This window comes from Streptomyces sp. NPDC057617, assembly GCF_042800555.1.
Classification (GTDB): domain Bacteria; phylum Actinomycetota; class Actinomycetes; order Streptomycetales; family Streptomycetaceae; genus Streptomyces.
Map to the genome: position 1 here is coordinate 74,351 of NZ_JBHVGV010000004.1, position 15,339 is coordinate 89,689.

General features: G+C 70.2%; 13 protein-coding genes and 1 pseudogene. 6 read left to right on the plus strand and 8 right to left on the minus strand.

Annotated elements, in window-relative coordinates; all coding sequences use genetic code 11:
• Positions 1-40: 40 nt before the first annotated feature.
• Together ACFU9P_RS11965 and ACFU9P_RS11970 are read right to left on the minus strand one after the other, a co-directional pair.
• Complete coding sequence (locus ACFU9P_RS11965) at positions 41-1,507, minus strand: aldehyde dehydrogenase family protein (protein ID WP_376383836.1); 1,467 nt, start codon at positions 1,505-1,507, stop codon at positions 41-43.
• Positions 1,508-1,561: 54 nt separating this feature from the next.
• On the minus strand, positions 1,562-2,443 hold the full coding sequence (locus ACFU9P_RS11970) for a helix-turn-helix domain-containing protein (RefSeq protein ID WP_376383839.1): 882 nt from the start codon (positions 2,441-2,443) through the stop codon (positions 1,562-1,564).
• 316 nt (positions 2,444-2,759) lie between these two features.
• On the opposite strand from ACFU9P_RS11970, the gene ACFU9P_RS11975 reads away from it, so the two are divergent.
• Positions 2,760-3,254, plus strand: coding sequence for an ATP-binding protein (locus tag ACFU9P_RS11975; protein WP_079023567.1), 495 nt, complete (start codon positions 2,760-2,762; stop codon positions 3,252-3,254).
• 159 nt (positions 3,255-3,413) lie between these two features.
• Here ACFU9P_RS11975 and ACFU9P_RS11980 read toward each other — a convergent pair whose 3' ends face one another.
• Both ACFU9P_RS11980 and ACFU9P_RS11985 read right to left on the minus strand, forming a co-directional pair.
• Complete coding sequence (locus tag ACFU9P_RS11980) at positions 3,414-3,656, minus strand: DUF397 domain-containing protein (RefSeq protein ID WP_046504855.1); 243 nt, start codon at positions 3,654-3,656, stop codon at positions 3,414-3,416.
• Between the two features lie 302 nt (positions 3,657-3,958).
• Positions 3,959-4,164, minus strand: a pseudogene (locus tag ACFU9P_RS11985) (bS18 family ribosomal protein); the annotation flags it as partial.
• 27 nt (positions 4,165-4,191) lie between these two features.
• Here ACFU9P_RS11985 and ACFU9P_RS11990 point away from each other — a divergent pair.
• Complete coding sequence (locus ACFU9P_RS11990; RefSeq protein ID WP_384080011.1) at positions 4,192-4,725, plus strand: hypothetical protein; 534 nt, start codon at positions 4,192-4,194, stop codon at positions 4,723-4,725.
• Between the two features lie 147 nt (positions 4,726-4,872).
• Here the strand turns inward: ACFU9P_RS11990 and ACFU9P_RS11995 are convergent, their stop codons facing one another.
• Complete coding sequence (locus ACFU9P_RS11995; RefSeq protein WP_384079104.1) at positions 4,873-6,063, minus strand: DUF2786 domain-containing protein; 1,191 nt, start codon at positions 6,061-6,063, stop codon at positions 4,873-4,875.
• Between the two features lie 201 nt (positions 6,064-6,264).
• Between ACFU9P_RS11995 and ACFU9P_RS12000 the strand changes: the two genes are divergently transcribed.
• Entirely contained in the window at positions 6,265-6,825 is a 561-nt protein-coding gene (locus ACFU9P_RS12000) for a sugar O-acetyltransferase (RefSeq protein WP_384079107.1), read from the plus strand.
• 109 nt (positions 6,826-6,934) lie between these two features.
• Here ACFU9P_RS12000 and ACFU9P_RS12005 read toward each other — a convergent pair whose 3' ends face one another.
• Positions 6,935-7,495 carry an ATP-binding protein gene (locus tag ACFU9P_RS12005; protein WP_384079110.1) on the minus strand — a complete coding sequence of 187 codons (561 nt, stop codon included), beginning with the start codon at positions 7,493-7,495 and terminating at the stop codon, positions 6,935-6,937.
• A gap of 181 nt (positions 7,496-7,676) precedes the next feature.
• Positions 7,677-8,591 carry an NADP-dependent oxidoreductase gene (locus ACFU9P_RS12010; RefSeq protein ID WP_384079113.1) on the minus strand — a complete coding sequence of 305 codons (915 nt, stop codon included), beginning with the start codon at positions 8,589-8,591 and terminating at the stop codon, positions 7,677-7,679.
• Positions 8,592-8,729: 138 nt separating this feature from the next.
• On the opposite strand from ACFU9P_RS12010, the gene ACFU9P_RS12015 reads away from it, so the two are divergent.
• Complete coding sequence (locus ACFU9P_RS12015; protein WP_384079116.1) at positions 8,730-10,445, plus strand: bifunctional 3'-5' exonuclease/DNA polymerase; 1,716 nt, start codon at positions 8,730-8,732, stop codon at positions 10,443-10,445.
• Positions 10,446-10,478: 33 nt separating this feature from the next.
• Here ACFU9P_RS12015 and ACFU9P_RS12020 read toward each other — a convergent pair whose 3' ends face one another.
• Complete coding sequence (locus ACFU9P_RS12020) at positions 10,479-11,489, minus strand: zinc-binding alcohol dehydrogenase family protein (RefSeq protein ID WP_384080014.1); 1,011 nt, start codon at positions 11,487-11,489, stop codon at positions 10,479-10,481.
• A 155-nt stretch (positions 11,490-11,644) separates the two neighbouring features.
• On the opposite strand from ACFU9P_RS12020, the gene ACFU9P_RS12025 reads away from it, so the two are divergent.
• Together ACFU9P_RS12025 and ACFU9P_RS12030 are read left to right on the plus strand one after the other, a co-directional pair.
• Positions 11,645-11,899 (plus strand): hypothetical protein, encoded by a 255-nt coding sequence (locus tag ACFU9P_RS12025; RefSeq protein WP_376383857.1) that lies wholly within the window; start codon positions 11,645-11,647, stop codon positions 11,897-11,899.
• A 98-nt stretch (positions 11,900-11,997) separates the two neighbouring features.
• Positions 11,998-15,054, plus strand: a complete 3,057-nt coding sequence (locus ACFU9P_RS12030) for a SpoIIE family protein phosphatase (RefSeq protein WP_384079120.1) — start codon at positions 11,998-12,000, stop codon at positions 15,052-15,054.
• Positions 15,055-15,339 lie beyond the last annotated feature (285 nt).

The window sequence follows — 15,339 nt, forward strand, 5'->3', positions numbered from 1 at the left end:
CGGCCGCCTCGCGCCGCCGCCGGCCCGCCGGAGCGGGGGTTCAGAGCGGGAATTCCGTACGGCCGTGCTGTACCGAGATCCACTTCTGCGTGGTGAACGCCTCGACCGTGGAGTCGCCGTTGAGCCGGCCGAGACCCGAGAACTTCTCCCCGCCGAACGCCACCATCGGCTCGTCCTGCACCGTCGAGTCGTTGACGTGCATCATGCCGGTGACAATCCGCTTGGCGAAGGCCACGCCGCGCTCGACGTTCGAGGTGTGCACGGCCCCGCTCAGTCCGTACGGCGTGTTGTTGGCGAGCCGTACCGCCTCTTCCTCCCCGTCGAACGGCATCAGCACCACCACGGGCCCGAATATCTCCTGCTGCATCAGCGGCGAGTCCTCGGCCAGCCCCGACAGCACCGTCGGCTCCACGAGATTGCCGCGCGTCCGCCCCCGTACCAGCGCCGTGGCGCCTTCCCCGAGGGCCTGGTCAACCAGGGCCGTCAGCGCGTCCGCCTGGAAGGTGTTGATGACCGGGCCGATCTGGGTCTCGGGATCGCGAGGGTCGCCGGTCCTGAGCGCGGTCACCTTCGCGACGAACTTCTCGGTGAACTCCCGCTCGATGCTGCTGTCCACCAGGATGCGGTTGGCGGCCATACAGACCTGGCCCTGGTAGATGAACCGGCTGGCGACGGCCGCGTCCACGGCGTAGTCGAGTCCCGCCTCGTCGAGATCGTCCAGGACCACCAGGGCGCTGTTGCCGCTCAGTTCGAGGATGGCCCGCTTGAAGTTGCTGCCCGCGACGGCGCCCACATGGCGGCCGACCCGGTCGGAGCCCGCGAAGGAGATCACCTTGGGGACGGGGTGCTCGATCAGTGCGTCACCGACCTCGGCGATGTCCGTCACCAGCACATTGAGCAGTCCGGCCGGCAGCTCCGCGTCCTCGAACAGCTTGGCTATGAGCCCGCCGCCCACCACCGGCGCGTTCTGATTGGGCTTGATGACCACGGCGTTGCCGAGCGCCAGCGCCGGCGCCACCGACTTGATCGTCACCAGGAAGGGGTAGTTGAAGGGGCTGATCACCCCGATGACCCCCACCGGCAGCCGGTACACCCGGTTCTCCCGGCCGTCGACCGGTGACGGCAGGATCCGGCCCTCCGGGCGCAGCGCGAGCTGGATGGCCTCGCGGAGGAACTCCTGCGCGCTGCGCACCTCGTACTCCGCCTTGACGCGCGTACCGCCCAGCTCGTCGATGATCGCCTCGACGATGTCGTCCTTGCGCTCCTCGACCAGTCTGAGCACCCGCTCGAAGACCAGCCTGCGGGCGTACGGATTGGTCTCGGCCCAGCCGCGCTGCGCGCGTTCGGCGGCGCGGTAGGCCTCGTCGACCTCACCGACGGTGGCGATCGTGATGGCCGCGAGCTTCTCCCCGTTGTACGGGTTGAAGTCGATGATGTCCCACGAGCCGCTGCCGGTCCGCCACTCGCCGTCGATGTACTGGTGGGCCAGATCGGTGAAGTAGGACATGCGATCCCTTACTGCAGGTGCAAACTCCTGATGTGAGGTCATCGTACTGATGTCTCAGATCACTTGGAGCAGCTCGCGGAGGACATCCCGGCTCTCCTCCGGACCCGGGCTGTCAACCTGTAGTCGCCCCATCACCCGTTCGTACTGAGCGACCTCCTCGCTCTTGTCCAGATACAGCGCGCTGGTGAGCTGTTCCAGGAAAACGACGTCGGAGAGATCCGACTCGGGGAAGCTCAGCATGGTGAATGCGCCGCTCTCGCCCGCGTGTCCGCCGAAGCTGAACGGCATCACCTGGAGCGTGATGTTCGGCTGCTCGGAGATCTCGATGAGATGTTTCAACTGGCCCTGCATCACCGAGCGGTCGCCGTACGGACGGCGCAGCGCGGCCTCGTCGAGAATGGCGTGGAAACGCGGTGCCCGCTCGGACACCAGAACCTTCTGCCGCTCCAGCCTGAGGGCCACACGGCGGTCGACCTCACCGCGCGGCGCGTCCGGCTGGCCGCGGGTCACGACAGCGTGCGCGTACGCCTCGGTCTGCAGCAGACCGTGCACGAACTGCACCTCGTAGATACGGATCAGTGAGGCGGCGCCTTCCAGACCGATGTACGTCTGGAACCATCCGGGCAGCACATCACCGAAGCTGTGCCACCACCCCGCGACATTCGCCTCTCTGGCGAGGCCGAGGAGGGCAGCGCGTTCGCCCTCGTCAGCGACACCGTAGAGGGTCAGCAGGTCCTCGATGTCTCTGGCCTTGAAGCTCACCCGTCCCAACTCCATACGGCTGATCTTGGACTCGGAAGCGCGGATCGAGTAGCCGGCGGCTTCACGTGTGATGCCGCGCGTCTCGCGCAGCCGCCTCAGCTGTGAGCCAAGCAGGATGCGCCGCACCACGGAACCGCCCGATTCGGCTGCGGTCACGTCTCCAACCCTCCCCATCGCATGTTGTTCTGCCTGGAGCACCCCCGGACTCCAAGTGCCGGATTCTGCCATCAAAACGCTTCAGCCCGTACTCATTCGATTACGGAAATAAGAAGCCTTTGCGTAGAGACCAAAACTGGTCACGAGGAGAAATCTGCCAGAACCGGTACGGTCATGGTCAAGTCCGGCGCGTGCACGTGCATCTGCCCTTGCATCTGCCCTACGCATTGGGAACCATGGTGCTCGCGCACCTGCGTGCTCGTTCGTGATTGACGTGATGTGACTCTGGACCACCGCAGTATCGCTACGGCCGCGAATCCCGGGAGTGCCTCGCATGGGGATGAATGGATCGACCATGCTCGAGCCGTTAAGGCAGGGGCTTCCCCCGATCGATCCCGCGGGCGCCGCGGGGTCCGCGTCGTGTGCGCTGCCGGCCCGCTATGAAGCGGTGCGCGGGGCCCGGCAGTTCACCCGGACCACGCTCAGCCGCTGGGAGCTGGACGACCGCTTCGACGATGTCGCGCTGGTCGTCTCCGAGCTGGTCACCAACGCGCTGCGCCATGCCCTGCCCGCGGACACGCCGCGGGAGCCGCAGGATCCTCCCGTACGGCTGCATCTGATGCGGTGGACGTCCCGGCTCGTGTGCGCGGTACGGGACCCGAGTCACTCGGGGCCGACGGCGCGGGAGGCCGGGGAGGACGGCGCCGCGGAATCGGGGCGCGGGCTGTTCCTGGTGGAGTCGTTCAGCGACACCTGGGGCTGGCACCCGCTGGCGGGGTCGCTGCACGGCAAGGTGGTCTGGGCGCTGTTCCAGTTGCGGACCGACTGAAGCCGACCGAGTTCGACCGCCCTGAGCGAGGCAGCTCGGGCGGGTGGCCGAAATATAACTGTTGAGACGGCGGCGGTACGGGCTTCACGCCCGGGACACGCCCGTGCGGCGGCGGCCGGTTGCCGGGCGTGGCGCCTGCCGGAACGTTCCGGCAGGCGCTCAGGCGCCCGTCGCCAAGTGATCGAACTCCCCGTCCTTGACACCCAGTAGCAGTGCCTCTATTTCGGCGGGCGTGTAAACCAGAGCGGGACCGTCGGGGAAGCGTGAGTTACGTACCGCCACTTCCCCGCCCGGCAGCTTCGCGAACTCCACACAGGACCCCTGCGAGTTGCTGTGCATGCTCTTCTGCCAGACGACTCCGTGAAGCTCTGTGGCCGTTATGCCGTTGTACACGTGGTGCACAGGTCGCTCCCCGAGTTTCAAGGTGCAGTAGTCAACTGTCTCGGATCATAGCTGTGTTTCATGTGCTGATGCATGAGCAAATGCACGTGCACGCGGGGTGGTCCTTTGATTACAGACACCGCACCGAGGCGGTCGTCCGGAGCGAATCCCTCGTGCTCTAGGAACAGACGCGTTTCACGCCCATTCGGATCCCAATTCCGGCCATGGTCTACGGGTTTGAGACCGATATGAGACCGGTTCAACACATGGGAGCCCCTTCTGACCTGCTCAGGAGGGGCCCCCGGGGCTCGGCGCACTGCCGGGCCGTACGGCGGCGGCGCCTTTTCCCGGGCGTTCTTGACCGCCCGCGCCGGCGCGCGCTGTTGCCGGGCCGTCACCCTCGTCACACGGTGGCTCCGATTCCGCTCGCGGCCGGAGATGAATTCCGCGACAGATCCGTGTCCTTGTAGTCGCTTGTAGTCGATATAGGGCACGCGAGTGCTCCTGGTAGCTTGGCGCGGTCCGGTATCCGGTACCCGACAAGGGGGACTTGAACGTGCAGAAGCTCGTACGAACCAGCGCCGCCGCGGCCGGCCTCGTCGCCGCACTCGCCTTCGCGCTCACGGGCTGCGGCGGTGACAGCGGGGACGGCGACTCGGGGAAGGACAGCAGCAGTTCTGGGGGGCCGAGTGCGCCGGTGTCCGGCTCGGGTTCCAGTTCGGGCTCCGGCTCCGGTTCGAATTCCGGCTCCGGTTCCGGCGGGGACGCGAGCGGCGGTGTCGAGGGCACCTGGGCCGGGCTGACCGACGGCAAGGCCGTCGCGCTGTCCGTCAGGGCGGGGAAGGTCGCGCTCGTCGCCGACAACCATGTGTGCCAGGGCTCGGTGGAGGACATGGGCGAGCCGATGCTCTCCCTGACCTGCGACGACGGGAACACCGACCGCACCATGGGGTCGATCGAGTCCAACAACGGCAAGACGCTGGTGATTTCGTGGGGCAAGGGCACGAAGGACACGCTGGCGAAGACCGAGACCGGGGTGCTTCCGGAGGGTCTGCCGACGGACCTGCCGACGGCTGTGCCGACGTCGTAGCCGTAGCTCGTGGGTGATTGTGGCCGGGCGCCGGACGGCTCGCACTGAGCATGTCCGGCGGTTGAGCGGTGCTTGAGGGCGGCGGTCGAGAGCGACGGCGGTTGAGAGCGGCGGCGGTTGAGAGCGGCGGCGGTTGACGGTGGACCGTCAGCCCGACACGCGCGCCGCGTCCGCCGCCGAGGTCCCGTGGTGCCAGCCCTCCGCGTCCGTCACCCCGCGGACCCGGGTCGCCACCGTCTCCGGGAACATCCGGTCCGTACGGTCGGTCACCGCCACATCGCGCGCCGCGAGCACGGGCAGCAGCCCGCCGCCCTCCCCCTCGTCGCTCACGCTCGCCTCCCGCGTCGTACGCTCCGTGGCCTCCGCCAGGCGCTCGCCGATGCGGTGGGCGTATGCCATCAGGAACGACTGACGGAACGTCTTCGTCCGTTTGCGGCCGCCCGCGCGCTGGGCGGCCTCGGCGCGGGTCATCGCCGCCGTCCCCTGGACCAGCAGCGAGGTGTGGAGCAGTTCGACGGCCTCCAGATCGGGTTCGAAGCCCACGACCGTCGAGAAGCCGTACGCGCTGTTCCAGACGGCGCGGCAGCGGTTCGCGGAGGCGACGGCGTCGAGCAGGATCGCCTTCGCGGTCTCGTACGGGGCGTCCACCCCGATCCGGCAGGCGCCCGGCACGTCGCCCCGGTGGGTACGGTCGGCGAGCAGGGCCTCGTCGATGCTGTGCCGGGCCATCAGCTCCTGCGCCTTGGCGGTGAGGGCCTCCGCCTCCTGCGGGTAGCCGGTCGCCTCGGCCTTGGCGAGCAGCGCCCGGATCCGGGTGAGCATCCGCGGCTCGCCGTCCGAGGGAGGCAGGTGTACGGGCGTACCGGGCACCGGTCCCACCGGCTCGACCGCGGGCAGCCGGATGAGCAGCACGTACAGCTCCAGTACGGCGGTGGCGTACGAGAAGCGGTCGGTCCTGCGGGACCGCGAGCCGGCCTCGTCGTCGGGACCGGCGAACTCGGCGAGGTCCGCGAGCTGGGCGGTCCAGCGGGGTGGCAGCCGCTCGTACCGCCGCGCCTCGGCCGTTATCAGCTCGGCGAGCAGCCGCAGATGCGGGGCGTCGAGGTCGCGCCGTACCAGCCGTACGAGATCGGCGGGCTGCCAGCCGCGCTCCCAGGCCAGCCGTACGAACCCCTCGCCGCGCAGGCGCAGTTCGGCGTCGGCCGCGGGGTCGGCGGCGAGCAGGGAGGCGCCGGAGTCGATGCCCTGGCCGCGATCGCCCTCCGGCGTGGAGAGCACGGTGTGCAGGGCACGCTCGACGGTTCGCGCGCCCGCGGCGGCGGCATCCGTGTCACTCATGGTCCCGATGATCCCAGGTCCGGCGGGAGCGGGGTCGGGCCAGGTCCGGCGGGAGGGAGGTCGGTACGGGTGGTTGCGGCAGCTCTGTCCACAGGCTGTGGATATCCAGGCCCGGTGCGAGGCGGGCCGACTACCGTTGCTGTCTCCAACACCTGATCCGACAGCGCCTGATCCGACGGTCCGGCGCGGGAGAGGACTTCCATGGGCGAGAACAAACGCCGCATGCTGGCCGGGGACTGGTTTCTTCCGGACGACGAGGAGCTGGGCGCGGACACCGAGCGCCGGTTCGCGCTCTGCGCGGCGTACAACGCCAATGGCGGGGCCGCACCGGGCGAGCGCGCCAAGATCCTCGCGGAGCTGCTGGGTTCGGTGGGCGAGGGCGTGCGGATCCGGCCGCCGTTCCAGTGCGACTTCGGCCGTTACATCAGTATCGGCGCCCGTACGTTCGTCAACTTCAACGCGGTGTTCCTGGATTCGGCGCCGATCAACATCGGCTCCGACGTCCAGATAGGCCCGAATGTGCAGTTGCTCACCCCTATCCATGAACTCGCCGCGGAACGCCGCCGGGCGGGCTGGGAGCGGGCCGCTCCGGTGACCATCGGCGACAACGTCTGGCTGGGCGGCGGGGTGATCGTCTGCCCGGGGGTGACGATCGGCGAGAACACGGTGGTGGGCGCGGGAGCGGTGGTGACGAAGGACCTCCCGGCGGGTGTGCTGGCGGTGGGGAATCCGGCGCGGGTGATCCGGACGCTGGAGATATGAGGGAGGGCCCTGGAGACCAGGGCCCGAGGGACCCGAGGAAGCAGGGCCCGAGGGGCGGGTCGACGGGCGGGGCGGCCGACGGGCCGAGCGGTAAGGGAGCGCTTGCGCTCTAGCGGCCGATGAACTCGCACCACACCACCTTTCCCCGGACCGGGCCCGCATGGTCGCCCCAGTCCGCCGCGAGGGCGGTGACCAGCAGCAGGCCGCGGCCCTCCTCGGGGTCCGCCGTGTCCGCGCCGGCCGGCCCGGTGCCGATGGGCCAGCGCGGGGGCGTACGGGACGGATCGGCGACCTCGACGCGGAGCCGGTTCCACGCGACCCGGCAGTCCGCGCGGCCGTCCGACCGGTTCTCCGTGTGGCCGTAGGCGCGGCCGTACGTACGGGTGTCCGTACGGTCTTCCGTGCGCAGGATGCTGAGCGAGACCGGGCCCCGGGTGCAGCCGCAGAGGCAGACCCCGTGGCGTACCGCGTTGGTGACCAGCTCGCTGACCACCAGCTCGACGGTGGCGGTCAGTTCGGCGTCCACCCGGCGCAGCGCGAGCACCTCGCGGGCGTGCCTGCGCGCCCTGGGGGCCGCTTCCGGCTTGTGAGGAAGCGGGATTCGCGTCAGGGGCAGCCAGGACCGGCCGGGGTCGTAGACGTCGTGCACAAGTCCACTGTCAGCGGGCATCGTTACTCTCTGGAATCAAGAATTACTGAAAGCAACCTATGGTGCATGAGAGGAGCCCTCCGTGCCATGTCACCCGTTTCAGCGCTTGCTCCGGCAGTTGTGCCTGCACATGTGCCGGAGCTTGTCCCGGCGCTTGTTCCCGCACTTGGGCCAGCAGTTGGTCCGGCAGTTGGTCCGGCGATCAAGGCTTGATCACCAACTTGCCGCCCGCATGACCGCTCTCGCTTGTCTCCTGGGCCTTCGCCGCGTCCGCCAGCGGGAAGGTCCCGGCGACCCGGAGGCGCAGTTTTCCCTCCGCCGCCAGCCGGACGTTCTCGGCGAGGGCGGCGCGCTTCCTGCCGGGGGCGGTGACGCCGGAGGAGAAGGTCACTCCGTGGTCGGCCGCTCCGGGGTCGGCGATGGTGATGATCCGGCCCGTGGTGCCGCCGCGCAGCTCGATCGAGTCGGGCAGCGCCCCTCGGCCCGCGGTGTCGAAGACCGCGTCCACGCCCTGGGGCGCGACCGCGCGGACACGCTCGACCAGGCCTTCGCCATACGCCACCGGGATCGCGCCCAGCGAGCGGAGGTAGTCGTGATTGGCCGGGGACGCCGTGCCGATCACGGTGGCACCGCGGGCCACCGCGAGCTGTACGGCCACGGAGCCGACCCCGCCCGCCGCGCCGTGCAGCAGCAGGGTCTCGCCCCTGCGCACGGCGAGCTGGTCGAGCACGCGGCGGGCCGTCTCGCCCGCGACGGGGATCGCCGCGGCCTCCTCCCAGCCCAGGGAGGGCGGTTTGGACACCACGGTCTCGGCAAGGGCGTACTGGGCGTAGGCGCCGGTTGCGGTCCAGCCCACCACGTCGTCGCCGACCGCCATGTCCGTGACGCCTTCGCCGGTTTCGTCCACGACTCCGGCGAACTCCAGACCGGGCACGGCGGGCAGTTTGGTGAAGAAGTGCTGTTCCATCCATCCGTGGCGGATCTTCCAGTCCATCGGGTTGACGCCGGCCGCCCGGATCGCCACCCGGACCTCGCCCGGACCGGCGTGCGGTTCGTCGATGTTCTGGGTGTGCAGGACGTCGGGGCCGCCGAACTTCTCGAACACAGCCGCTCGCATATCGATCTCCCTTCCGTGCGGGCCATCGCCATGGCCACATTTCCGATCCTCCCGGCGTCCGGCCCGGCGCGCCTTCCGAGCGGTTCGCGGGGACGCGCGGGACCCGCCGTTGTCAGACCCGGCTGCGAGACTCGGCGTATGACCGGGAGATGGGCCCTGGCCCCCGCGGAGGGCGGCGGCGCGCTGCTGGCTCCGCTGGGAGCGGACGGCCGGGCGGCGGGGCCCGTGCTGCGGGAGCCCGATCTGGTCGCGGCGGTCGGGGCCCGGCTGGCGGAGGCCGGGCGGTGGGTGTGGCGGTCCACCGCCGAGGTGTATCCGCGGCTGCTCGCGGCGGGGGTGCGGGTCGAGCGGTGCTATGACGTCGAGGCCGCGGAGCTGCTGCTGCTCGGGCATGAGGGGCGGCTCGGGGAGCCCCGGTCGGCCGCGGCGGCCTGGGCGCGGCTGCGGAACGCGCCGGTGCCACCCGATCCGCCGGCGCGCTCGGCGGAGCCCGGCTCGCAGTCCTCGCTCTTCGAGCCGCACGCGGGGGCGGGGCTTCCGTTCGAGGCGCTCCTCGATGTGTACGCGGAGCAGCAGCGCCGGCATCTGGCGGCCGAGCATCCGGGCCGGATGCGGCTGCTCACGGCGTCCGAGTCGGCGGGGATGCTGGTCGCCGCCGAGATGCACCACGCGGGGCTGCCCTGGCGGGCGGATGTGCACCGGGAGGTGCTGAACGAACTGCTGGGCGAGCGGTACGCGGGCGGGGGCGAGCCCCGGCGGCTGGCCGAGCTGGCCGACGAGGTGTCGGCGGCCTTCGGGCGGCGGGTGCGGCCCGATCTGCCGGCGGATGTGGTGAAGGCCTTCGCCCAGGCCGGTATCAAGGTGCGGTCGACCCGGCGCTGGGAGCTGGAGAAGATCGACCATCCGGCGGTGGAGCCGCTGATCGAGTACAAGAAGCTCTACCGGATCTGGACGGCGCACGGCTGGAGCTGGCTCCAGGACTGGGTACGGGACGGCCGGTTCAGACCGGAGTACCAGCCGGGCGGTTCGGTCTCGGGCCGCTGGACCACCAACGGCGGCGGGGCGCTCCAGATACCCCGGGTGATCCGGCGCGCGGTCGTCGCGGACGAGGGCTGGCGGCTGGTGGTGGCGGACGCCGACCAGATGGAGCCACGGGTGCTGGCCGCGATCTCCCGGGATCCGGGGCTGATGGAGGTGGCGGGGCACGACGGCGATCTGTACACGGCTCTGTCCGACCGGGCGTTCTCCGGCGACCGCGCCCACGCCAAGGTGGCGCTGCTGGGCGCGATCTACGGGCAGACGTCGGGCGACGGGCTGAAGAATCTGGCGGCGCTGCGCCGTAGGTTCCCGCTGGCCGTGGCGTATGTGGACGACGCGGCACGGGCGGGCGAGGAGGGCAGGATCGTACGGACCTGGCTGGGCCGGACAAGCCCCCGGGCAGCCGGTGCGGAGGACGACGGCGAGGCCGGAATCCCGCAGGAGATATCCGGCGGGCAGGGCCAGGGCACGGACGAACCGGACTCCGGCGGCGGCGAGTTCACCCCGGGCTACGCGTCGTCGAACAGCCGGGCGCGCGGCCGGTTCACCCGTAACTTCGTCGTGCAGGGCAGCGCGGCCGACTGGGCCCTCCTGATGCTGGCGGCCCTGCGCCGGTCCACCGCGGGCATGCGGGCCGAGCTGGTCTTCTTCCAGCACGACGAAGTGATCGTCCACTGCCCCGAGGAGGAGTCCGAGGTGGTTGTGCAGGCGATCCGCGAGGCCGGTGAACTGGCCGGACGGATCGCCTTCGGAGAGACGCCGGTGCGCTTCCCCTTCACCACGGCGACGGTGGAGCGCTACTCCGACGCGAAATGAACGAAGGGCGCGGCGCGGTGGGAGGCGGGGCCGTCAGAAGCCGGTGAGGGTGATCTTTCCGATGGAGGTGCCAGACTCCTGGAGGCGGTGGGCCTCGCGGAGGTTGGCCGCGTTGACGGGGCCGAGGTCACGGCCGGCCGTTGTGGCCAGGACACCCTGGTCCACCAGGCGGGCGACCTGGCTGAGGATGTGGTGCTGCTTCTGGCGGTCGGGGGTCTGGAAGAGGGAGCGGGTGAACATGAACTCCCAGTGGAAGGAGACGCTCTTGGTCTTGAGCACACCGATGTCGAGCGAGTCGTAGTCGTCGATCGACACGAGCTGGCCGAAGGGGGTGAGGATCTCGGCGTACGCGGTGATGTTCCGGTGGGTGCCGGCCGTACTGAAGATGTAGCGGACGCCGCCCGGCGCGATGTCCTTGAGCTGTGCGGCGAGCGACTGGTGGTGGTCGATGACATGGTGGGCGCCCATGCGGCGGGCGAAGGCGGTGGTCTCCGGCCGGGAGGCGGTGCCGATCACGGTCAGGCTGGTCAGTGACCGGGCGAGCTGTACGGCCATGGCACCGACGCCGCCCGCGGCGGCCGTCGCCAGCAGGACGCCCTCCTGTTCAAGGGCACCGGTGCGCAGGCCCATCCGGTCGAAGAGACCTTCCCAGGCGGTCAGCGAGGTCAGCGGGAGCGCGGCGGCTTCGGTGAAGGTGAGCGTGGCGGGCTTGGGGCCGACGAGCCGCTCGTCGACGGCGTGGAAGCGGGAGTTGGCGCCGGGGCGGTCGACCGCGCCCGCGTAGTAGACCTCGTCCCCGACCGCGAACAGCTCGACCTCGTCGCCGACGGCCACGACCGTACCGGCCGCGTCCCAGCCGAGTACCTTCGGGCGCCCGCCGGGGTCGGTGTTCTGGCGGACCTTGTAGTCGACCGGGTTGGTCGCGATGGCCTCGACCCGTACGAGCAGATCGCGCGGGCCCGGCTCGGGGACGGGCAGCTCGATGTCCACCAGGCTCTGGGGGTCGTCGATGGGAAGGCTCTTGAGGTACGCGACGGCGGGCATGGGCGTACCCGGGCGCGCCTCTTGGAGGTTCGGATTCTGGTTCTTGTCCACGTGTCCACGCTAGGTCTTCCGTCCCGATCGGGCTGGATCGGGCCGGGTCGGGGAGTGCGGCGTCCGGCGCGTGCCCTCCGGCGTCCCCGCGCGTTGTACCGATCATGAACAAGCATCGTTTTCTCCTCGCTTTCGCCGGCTCCGCCTTCCTCACCGCCGTCGCCCCCTCCGCGGCCCACGCCGATCTCGGCGACACCCTGAGCAGTACGGCCCAGACCGCGTCGGCGGTCGGTGAAGAGGCCGGTCCGGTGGTGGAGGGCGTCATCGGAGACAAGGTGGGCCAGAAGGTGAAGGCCGCCAAGGGCGTGGTGAAGGGCGGCTCCGACGCGGTGAAGTCGGGCAGGGAACTCCTGAGCTGAGCGCCCCGGCCTCGGCAATGAGTGGTGCACGTGCACGGCAGGGGACACCATGGACACGCATGTACGCTTCTCATCCGATTTGTATATGATTGGCGCGTATGAACGAGCGGCTGGCTTTGCTGAATGCCGTGGACGCCGTTCTTCCGGAGACCGAAGTGCTGCGGCTCGCTCTTCAGCAGGCGGTCGCGGAGTTCAGCGGCCTCGGTGGTGTGATCCATGTCCGTGGGTCAGTGAACGCTCACCGTATGTATCTGGTCACTGCCAGCGGGCTGCCGCGTGCCCTCACCCGCGCCTGGGACGGAATACCCGACGGCGGCCCGGAGGCTCCGGCGCTGGCCGTGCGCGGGGGATCCACCGTATGGCTGCCCGCCTCCTCGGGGCCCGGCACGGGCATGGTGTCGACGCCGCTGCTGTCCCCGAAGGGAACGTTCGGGGCGCTCTCCGTCGTCACCACCGCCCCGGGCGAGCCGACCACCGCGCAGAAGGACACTCTCCGAGCCGTCGCGGGATGGGCCGCCGACCGGCTCCGACGGGCCGAGGAGCCCACCGTCCCGCCCCCGGAGCAGACCGCACCGGGGGCGCGGGACGTCACGGGCGCGACGGGAGGGCGGGACGGCCACCCGCGCCACTGGTCCAAGAACGGCCTCACCGTCACGGATCCACCACCCTCCACCAGGACCTCAAGCACCCGGGCCACCCCAGCCGTATCCACTCCGGCCGCCGCCACCCCGGCCGCCCCTGAAACCGCCGGCATTCCCCGCCTCCCCGATGCCCCCGACATCCCCGGGGCCGGGGCGCAGGACGTCCTCAAGGCCACCCGGGTCGGCTCCTGGGAGCTGTACGCGCCCACCGGGCGCCTCCATGTCGACCGGACCCTGCTCGATCTGTTCGGCTTCGACCCCGAGACCTATGACGGCCGTACCGAGACCTGGCTGAGCATCATCCACCCCGACGACCGGCCCTGGGTGGTCAACGAGTGGAAGCAGGCGGTCAACACCTTCGGGCTGATCGACCTGGAGTACCGGGTGCGCCGCCCCGCCGACGGCACCCTGATGTGGGCCCATGTCCGGGGCCGCGCGGAACCGGGCACGGAAGACCGGCCGTACCGGATCGTGGGCACGGCCTGGGACAGCACCGAGACGGGTCTCAGCCGCGATGCCATCCGCCGCGCGCTGCGCCATATGAGTGATGGGTTCCTCTCCCTCGACAGTTCCTGGCGGATCGCCTTCGTCAATGTGGAGGCGGAGGGCCTGCTGGGCTGCTCCTCGCGGCGGCTGGTCGGCAGCGTGCTGTGGGATCTGCCGGTGGTCCAGCGGGTGCCCGGGCTGGAGGCCCGCTGCCGCGAGACCGCCGCCGGGACGACACCGGCCGGCTTCGACGCCGAGTGGCCGGACACCGGGCGCTGGTTCCATATCCGGCTCGTCCCCGTCCCCGACGGCCTGGCCTGCTACTTCGCCGACATCACCGAGCGCAGGCAGCGTGAGGAGGAACGCGAGGCGGCCGAGCGGCAGGCCGCCGAACGGGCCGCCCGTATCCAGGAACTGACCGCCGATCTGGCCGAGGCCGTCACCACCCAGGATGTGACCGACGCCGTCGCCCGGCGGGTGCTGCCGCCGTTCGGTGCCTCCGGTCTGGTCATCCAGGTCAATGAGAACGACCGGATGTGGGTCGTCGGGATGGTCGGCTACCCCGAGGAGTTCCGCGAAGAGGTCAATGGTGTCTCCGCGTCGCGCAGGGCGCCGGCCGCCGACCGGCTGCGTACCCGTATCCCCTGGTTCTGCGGATCGGTGGAGGAGTACGCCAGGACCTACCCCGAGCATGCCGCCCGGCCCGGGGCGATCCACAAGGAGGCGTTCGCGTTCCTGCCGCTGATCGTGTCCGGGCGGGGCGTCGGTGTCTGTGTGATCGCCTTCGACCGGCCGCACGAGTTCACCGGCGAGGAGCGGACCCTGCTGATGGCGGTCAGCGGTCTGGTCTCGCACGCGCTGGAACGGGCCCGGCTGTACGACGCCGAGCACAGCCGGGCCCAGCAGCTCCAGCGCACCCTGCTCCCCCGGGCGCTGCCCACCCTGCCCGCCGTCACCGCCGCCGCCCGCTATCTGCCGGCCGGGCAGGGCATGGATGTCGGCGGCGACTGGTACGACGTCATTCCCGTCTCGGGCTGCCGGGTGGTGCTCGTCATCGGCGATGTGATGGGGCACGGCCTGTCGGAGGCGGTCACCATGGGCCGTCTCCGTACCGCGGTACGGACACTCACCGACCTCGAACTGCCGCCCGAGGAGATCCTCAACCACCTCAGCGAGCTGATCTCCGGTCTCGGTGACGACTCCTTCGCCACGTGCCTCTACGCGGTATACGACCCGACCAACGGCGTCTGCACCTTCGCCAGTGCCGGGCATCCGCCGCCCGCCGTGGTGCACCCCGACGGCTCGGTGACCTTCCCCGAGTCGGCCCCCGACCCGCCGCTCGGGGTGGCCGAACCGCCGTACGAGACCGTGGAACTGCAGGTCCCCGAGGACAGCCTGCTCGTCCTCTACACCGACGGCCTGGTCGAGTCGTCCTGCCGCGACATCGACACCGGGATGGACCGGCTCGCGCAGCTCCTGGCCGCCCACCACGACGGCGACCTCGACGATCTCTGCGACCGGCTCACCTCGGAGCTGCTCCCTGCCGACCAGCAGAACCCCGACGACGCCGCGCTGCTCGTCGTACGCGCCCACCGGCTGGCGCCCGAGTCCATCGCCACCTGGTCGCTGCCCGACGATCCCCAGTCCGCGGGCACCGCGCGGAAGTTCGTCGGCGAGCAGCTCGCCGCCTGGCATCTCGACGAGCTGGTGACGACCACGGAACTGCTGGTGAGCGAGCTGATCGCCAATGTGGTCCGGCATGCCCGGGGGCCCGTACGGCTACGGCTGCTGCACTGCACGGCCCTGGTCTGCGAGGTCTACGACGGCAGCCCCACCACCCCGCGGATCCGCCGCGCGAGCGAGACCGACGAGGGCGGCCGCGGCCTGCAGATGGTGGCCGCGCTCTCCGAGCACTGGGGTATCCGCTACACCGGCAGCGGAAAGTGCATCTGGACCGAACAGGCCCTGCTCGTGCCGGAGACCGCGGCGTCCAGTACGTCCGGTTCCAGCCTGGACCACGTGGCCTGAAGAAGCGGGCGACCCGAACCCGGTGCCCCGAACTGGGTACCCTGAACCCGGCCATCTGGCGCCCGAATTGCGGTGATTCGCGAATGTTTGATGTCCGAGGTGCGGGGGTTCACGGAGAAGAGTGAGTGAATCCTGCGTTTCATGTGTGAAGAGATACTCACACTGCCTCTACATTCTTTCGTACAGTAGCGCTCCACGCGCATATCTGGCGCAAAAGCACATCACCACGTGGGGTGGGGGCCGGGTTCGGTGTCGGGGTTTTTCGATGAAATATGGTCATGGATC

Excerpts from the sequence above, each read along its gene's own strand:
- ACFU9P_RS12000 (WP_384079107.1), top strand. The coding sequence starts at position 6,265 with ATGGGCGAGAACAAACGCCGCATGCTGGCCGGGGACTGGTTTCTTCCG.
- ACFU9P_RS11975 (WP_079023567.1), top strand. The coding sequence starts at position 2,760 with ATGGGGATGAATGGATCGACCATGCTCGAGCCGTTAAGGCAGGGGCTT.
- ACFU9P_RS12010 (WP_384079113.1), bottom strand. The coding sequence starts at position 8,591 with ATGCGAGCGGCTGTGTTCGAGAAGTTCGGCGGCCCCGACGTCCTGCAC.
- ACFU9P_RS12030 (WP_384079120.1), top strand. The coding sequence starts at position 11,998 with ATGAACGAGCGGCTGGCTTTGCTGAATGCCGTGGACGCCGTTCTTCCG.
- ACFU9P_RS12020 (WP_384080014.1), bottom strand. The coding sequence starts at position 11,489 with ATGCCCGCCGTCGCGTACCTCAAGAGCCTTCCCATCGACGACCCCCAG.
- ACFU9P_RS12015 (WP_384079116.1), top strand. The coding sequence starts at position 8,730 with ATGACCGGGAGATGGGCCCTGGCCCCCGCGGAGGGCGGCGGCGCGCTG.
- ACFU9P_RS11995 (WP_384079104.1), bottom strand. The coding sequence starts at position 6,063 with ATGAGTGACACGGATGCCGCCGCCGCGGGCGCGCGAACCGTCGAGCGT.
- ACFU9P_RS11970 (WP_376383839.1), bottom strand. The coding sequence starts at position 2,443 with ATGGGGAGGGTTGGAGACGTGACCGCAGCCGAATCGGGCGGTTCCGTG.
- ACFU9P_RS12005 (WP_384079110.1), bottom strand. The coding sequence starts at position 7,495 with ATGCCCGCTGACAGTGGACTTGTGCACGACGTCTACGACCCCGGCCGG.
- ACFU9P_RS12025 (WP_376383857.1), top strand. The coding sequence starts at position 11,645 with ATGAACAAGCATCGTTTTCTCCTCGCTTTCGCCGGCTCCGCCTTCCTC.
- ACFU9P_RS11965 (WP_376383836.1), bottom strand. The coding sequence starts at position 1,507 with ATGTCCTACTTCACCGATCTGGCCCACCAGTACATCGACGGCGAGTGG.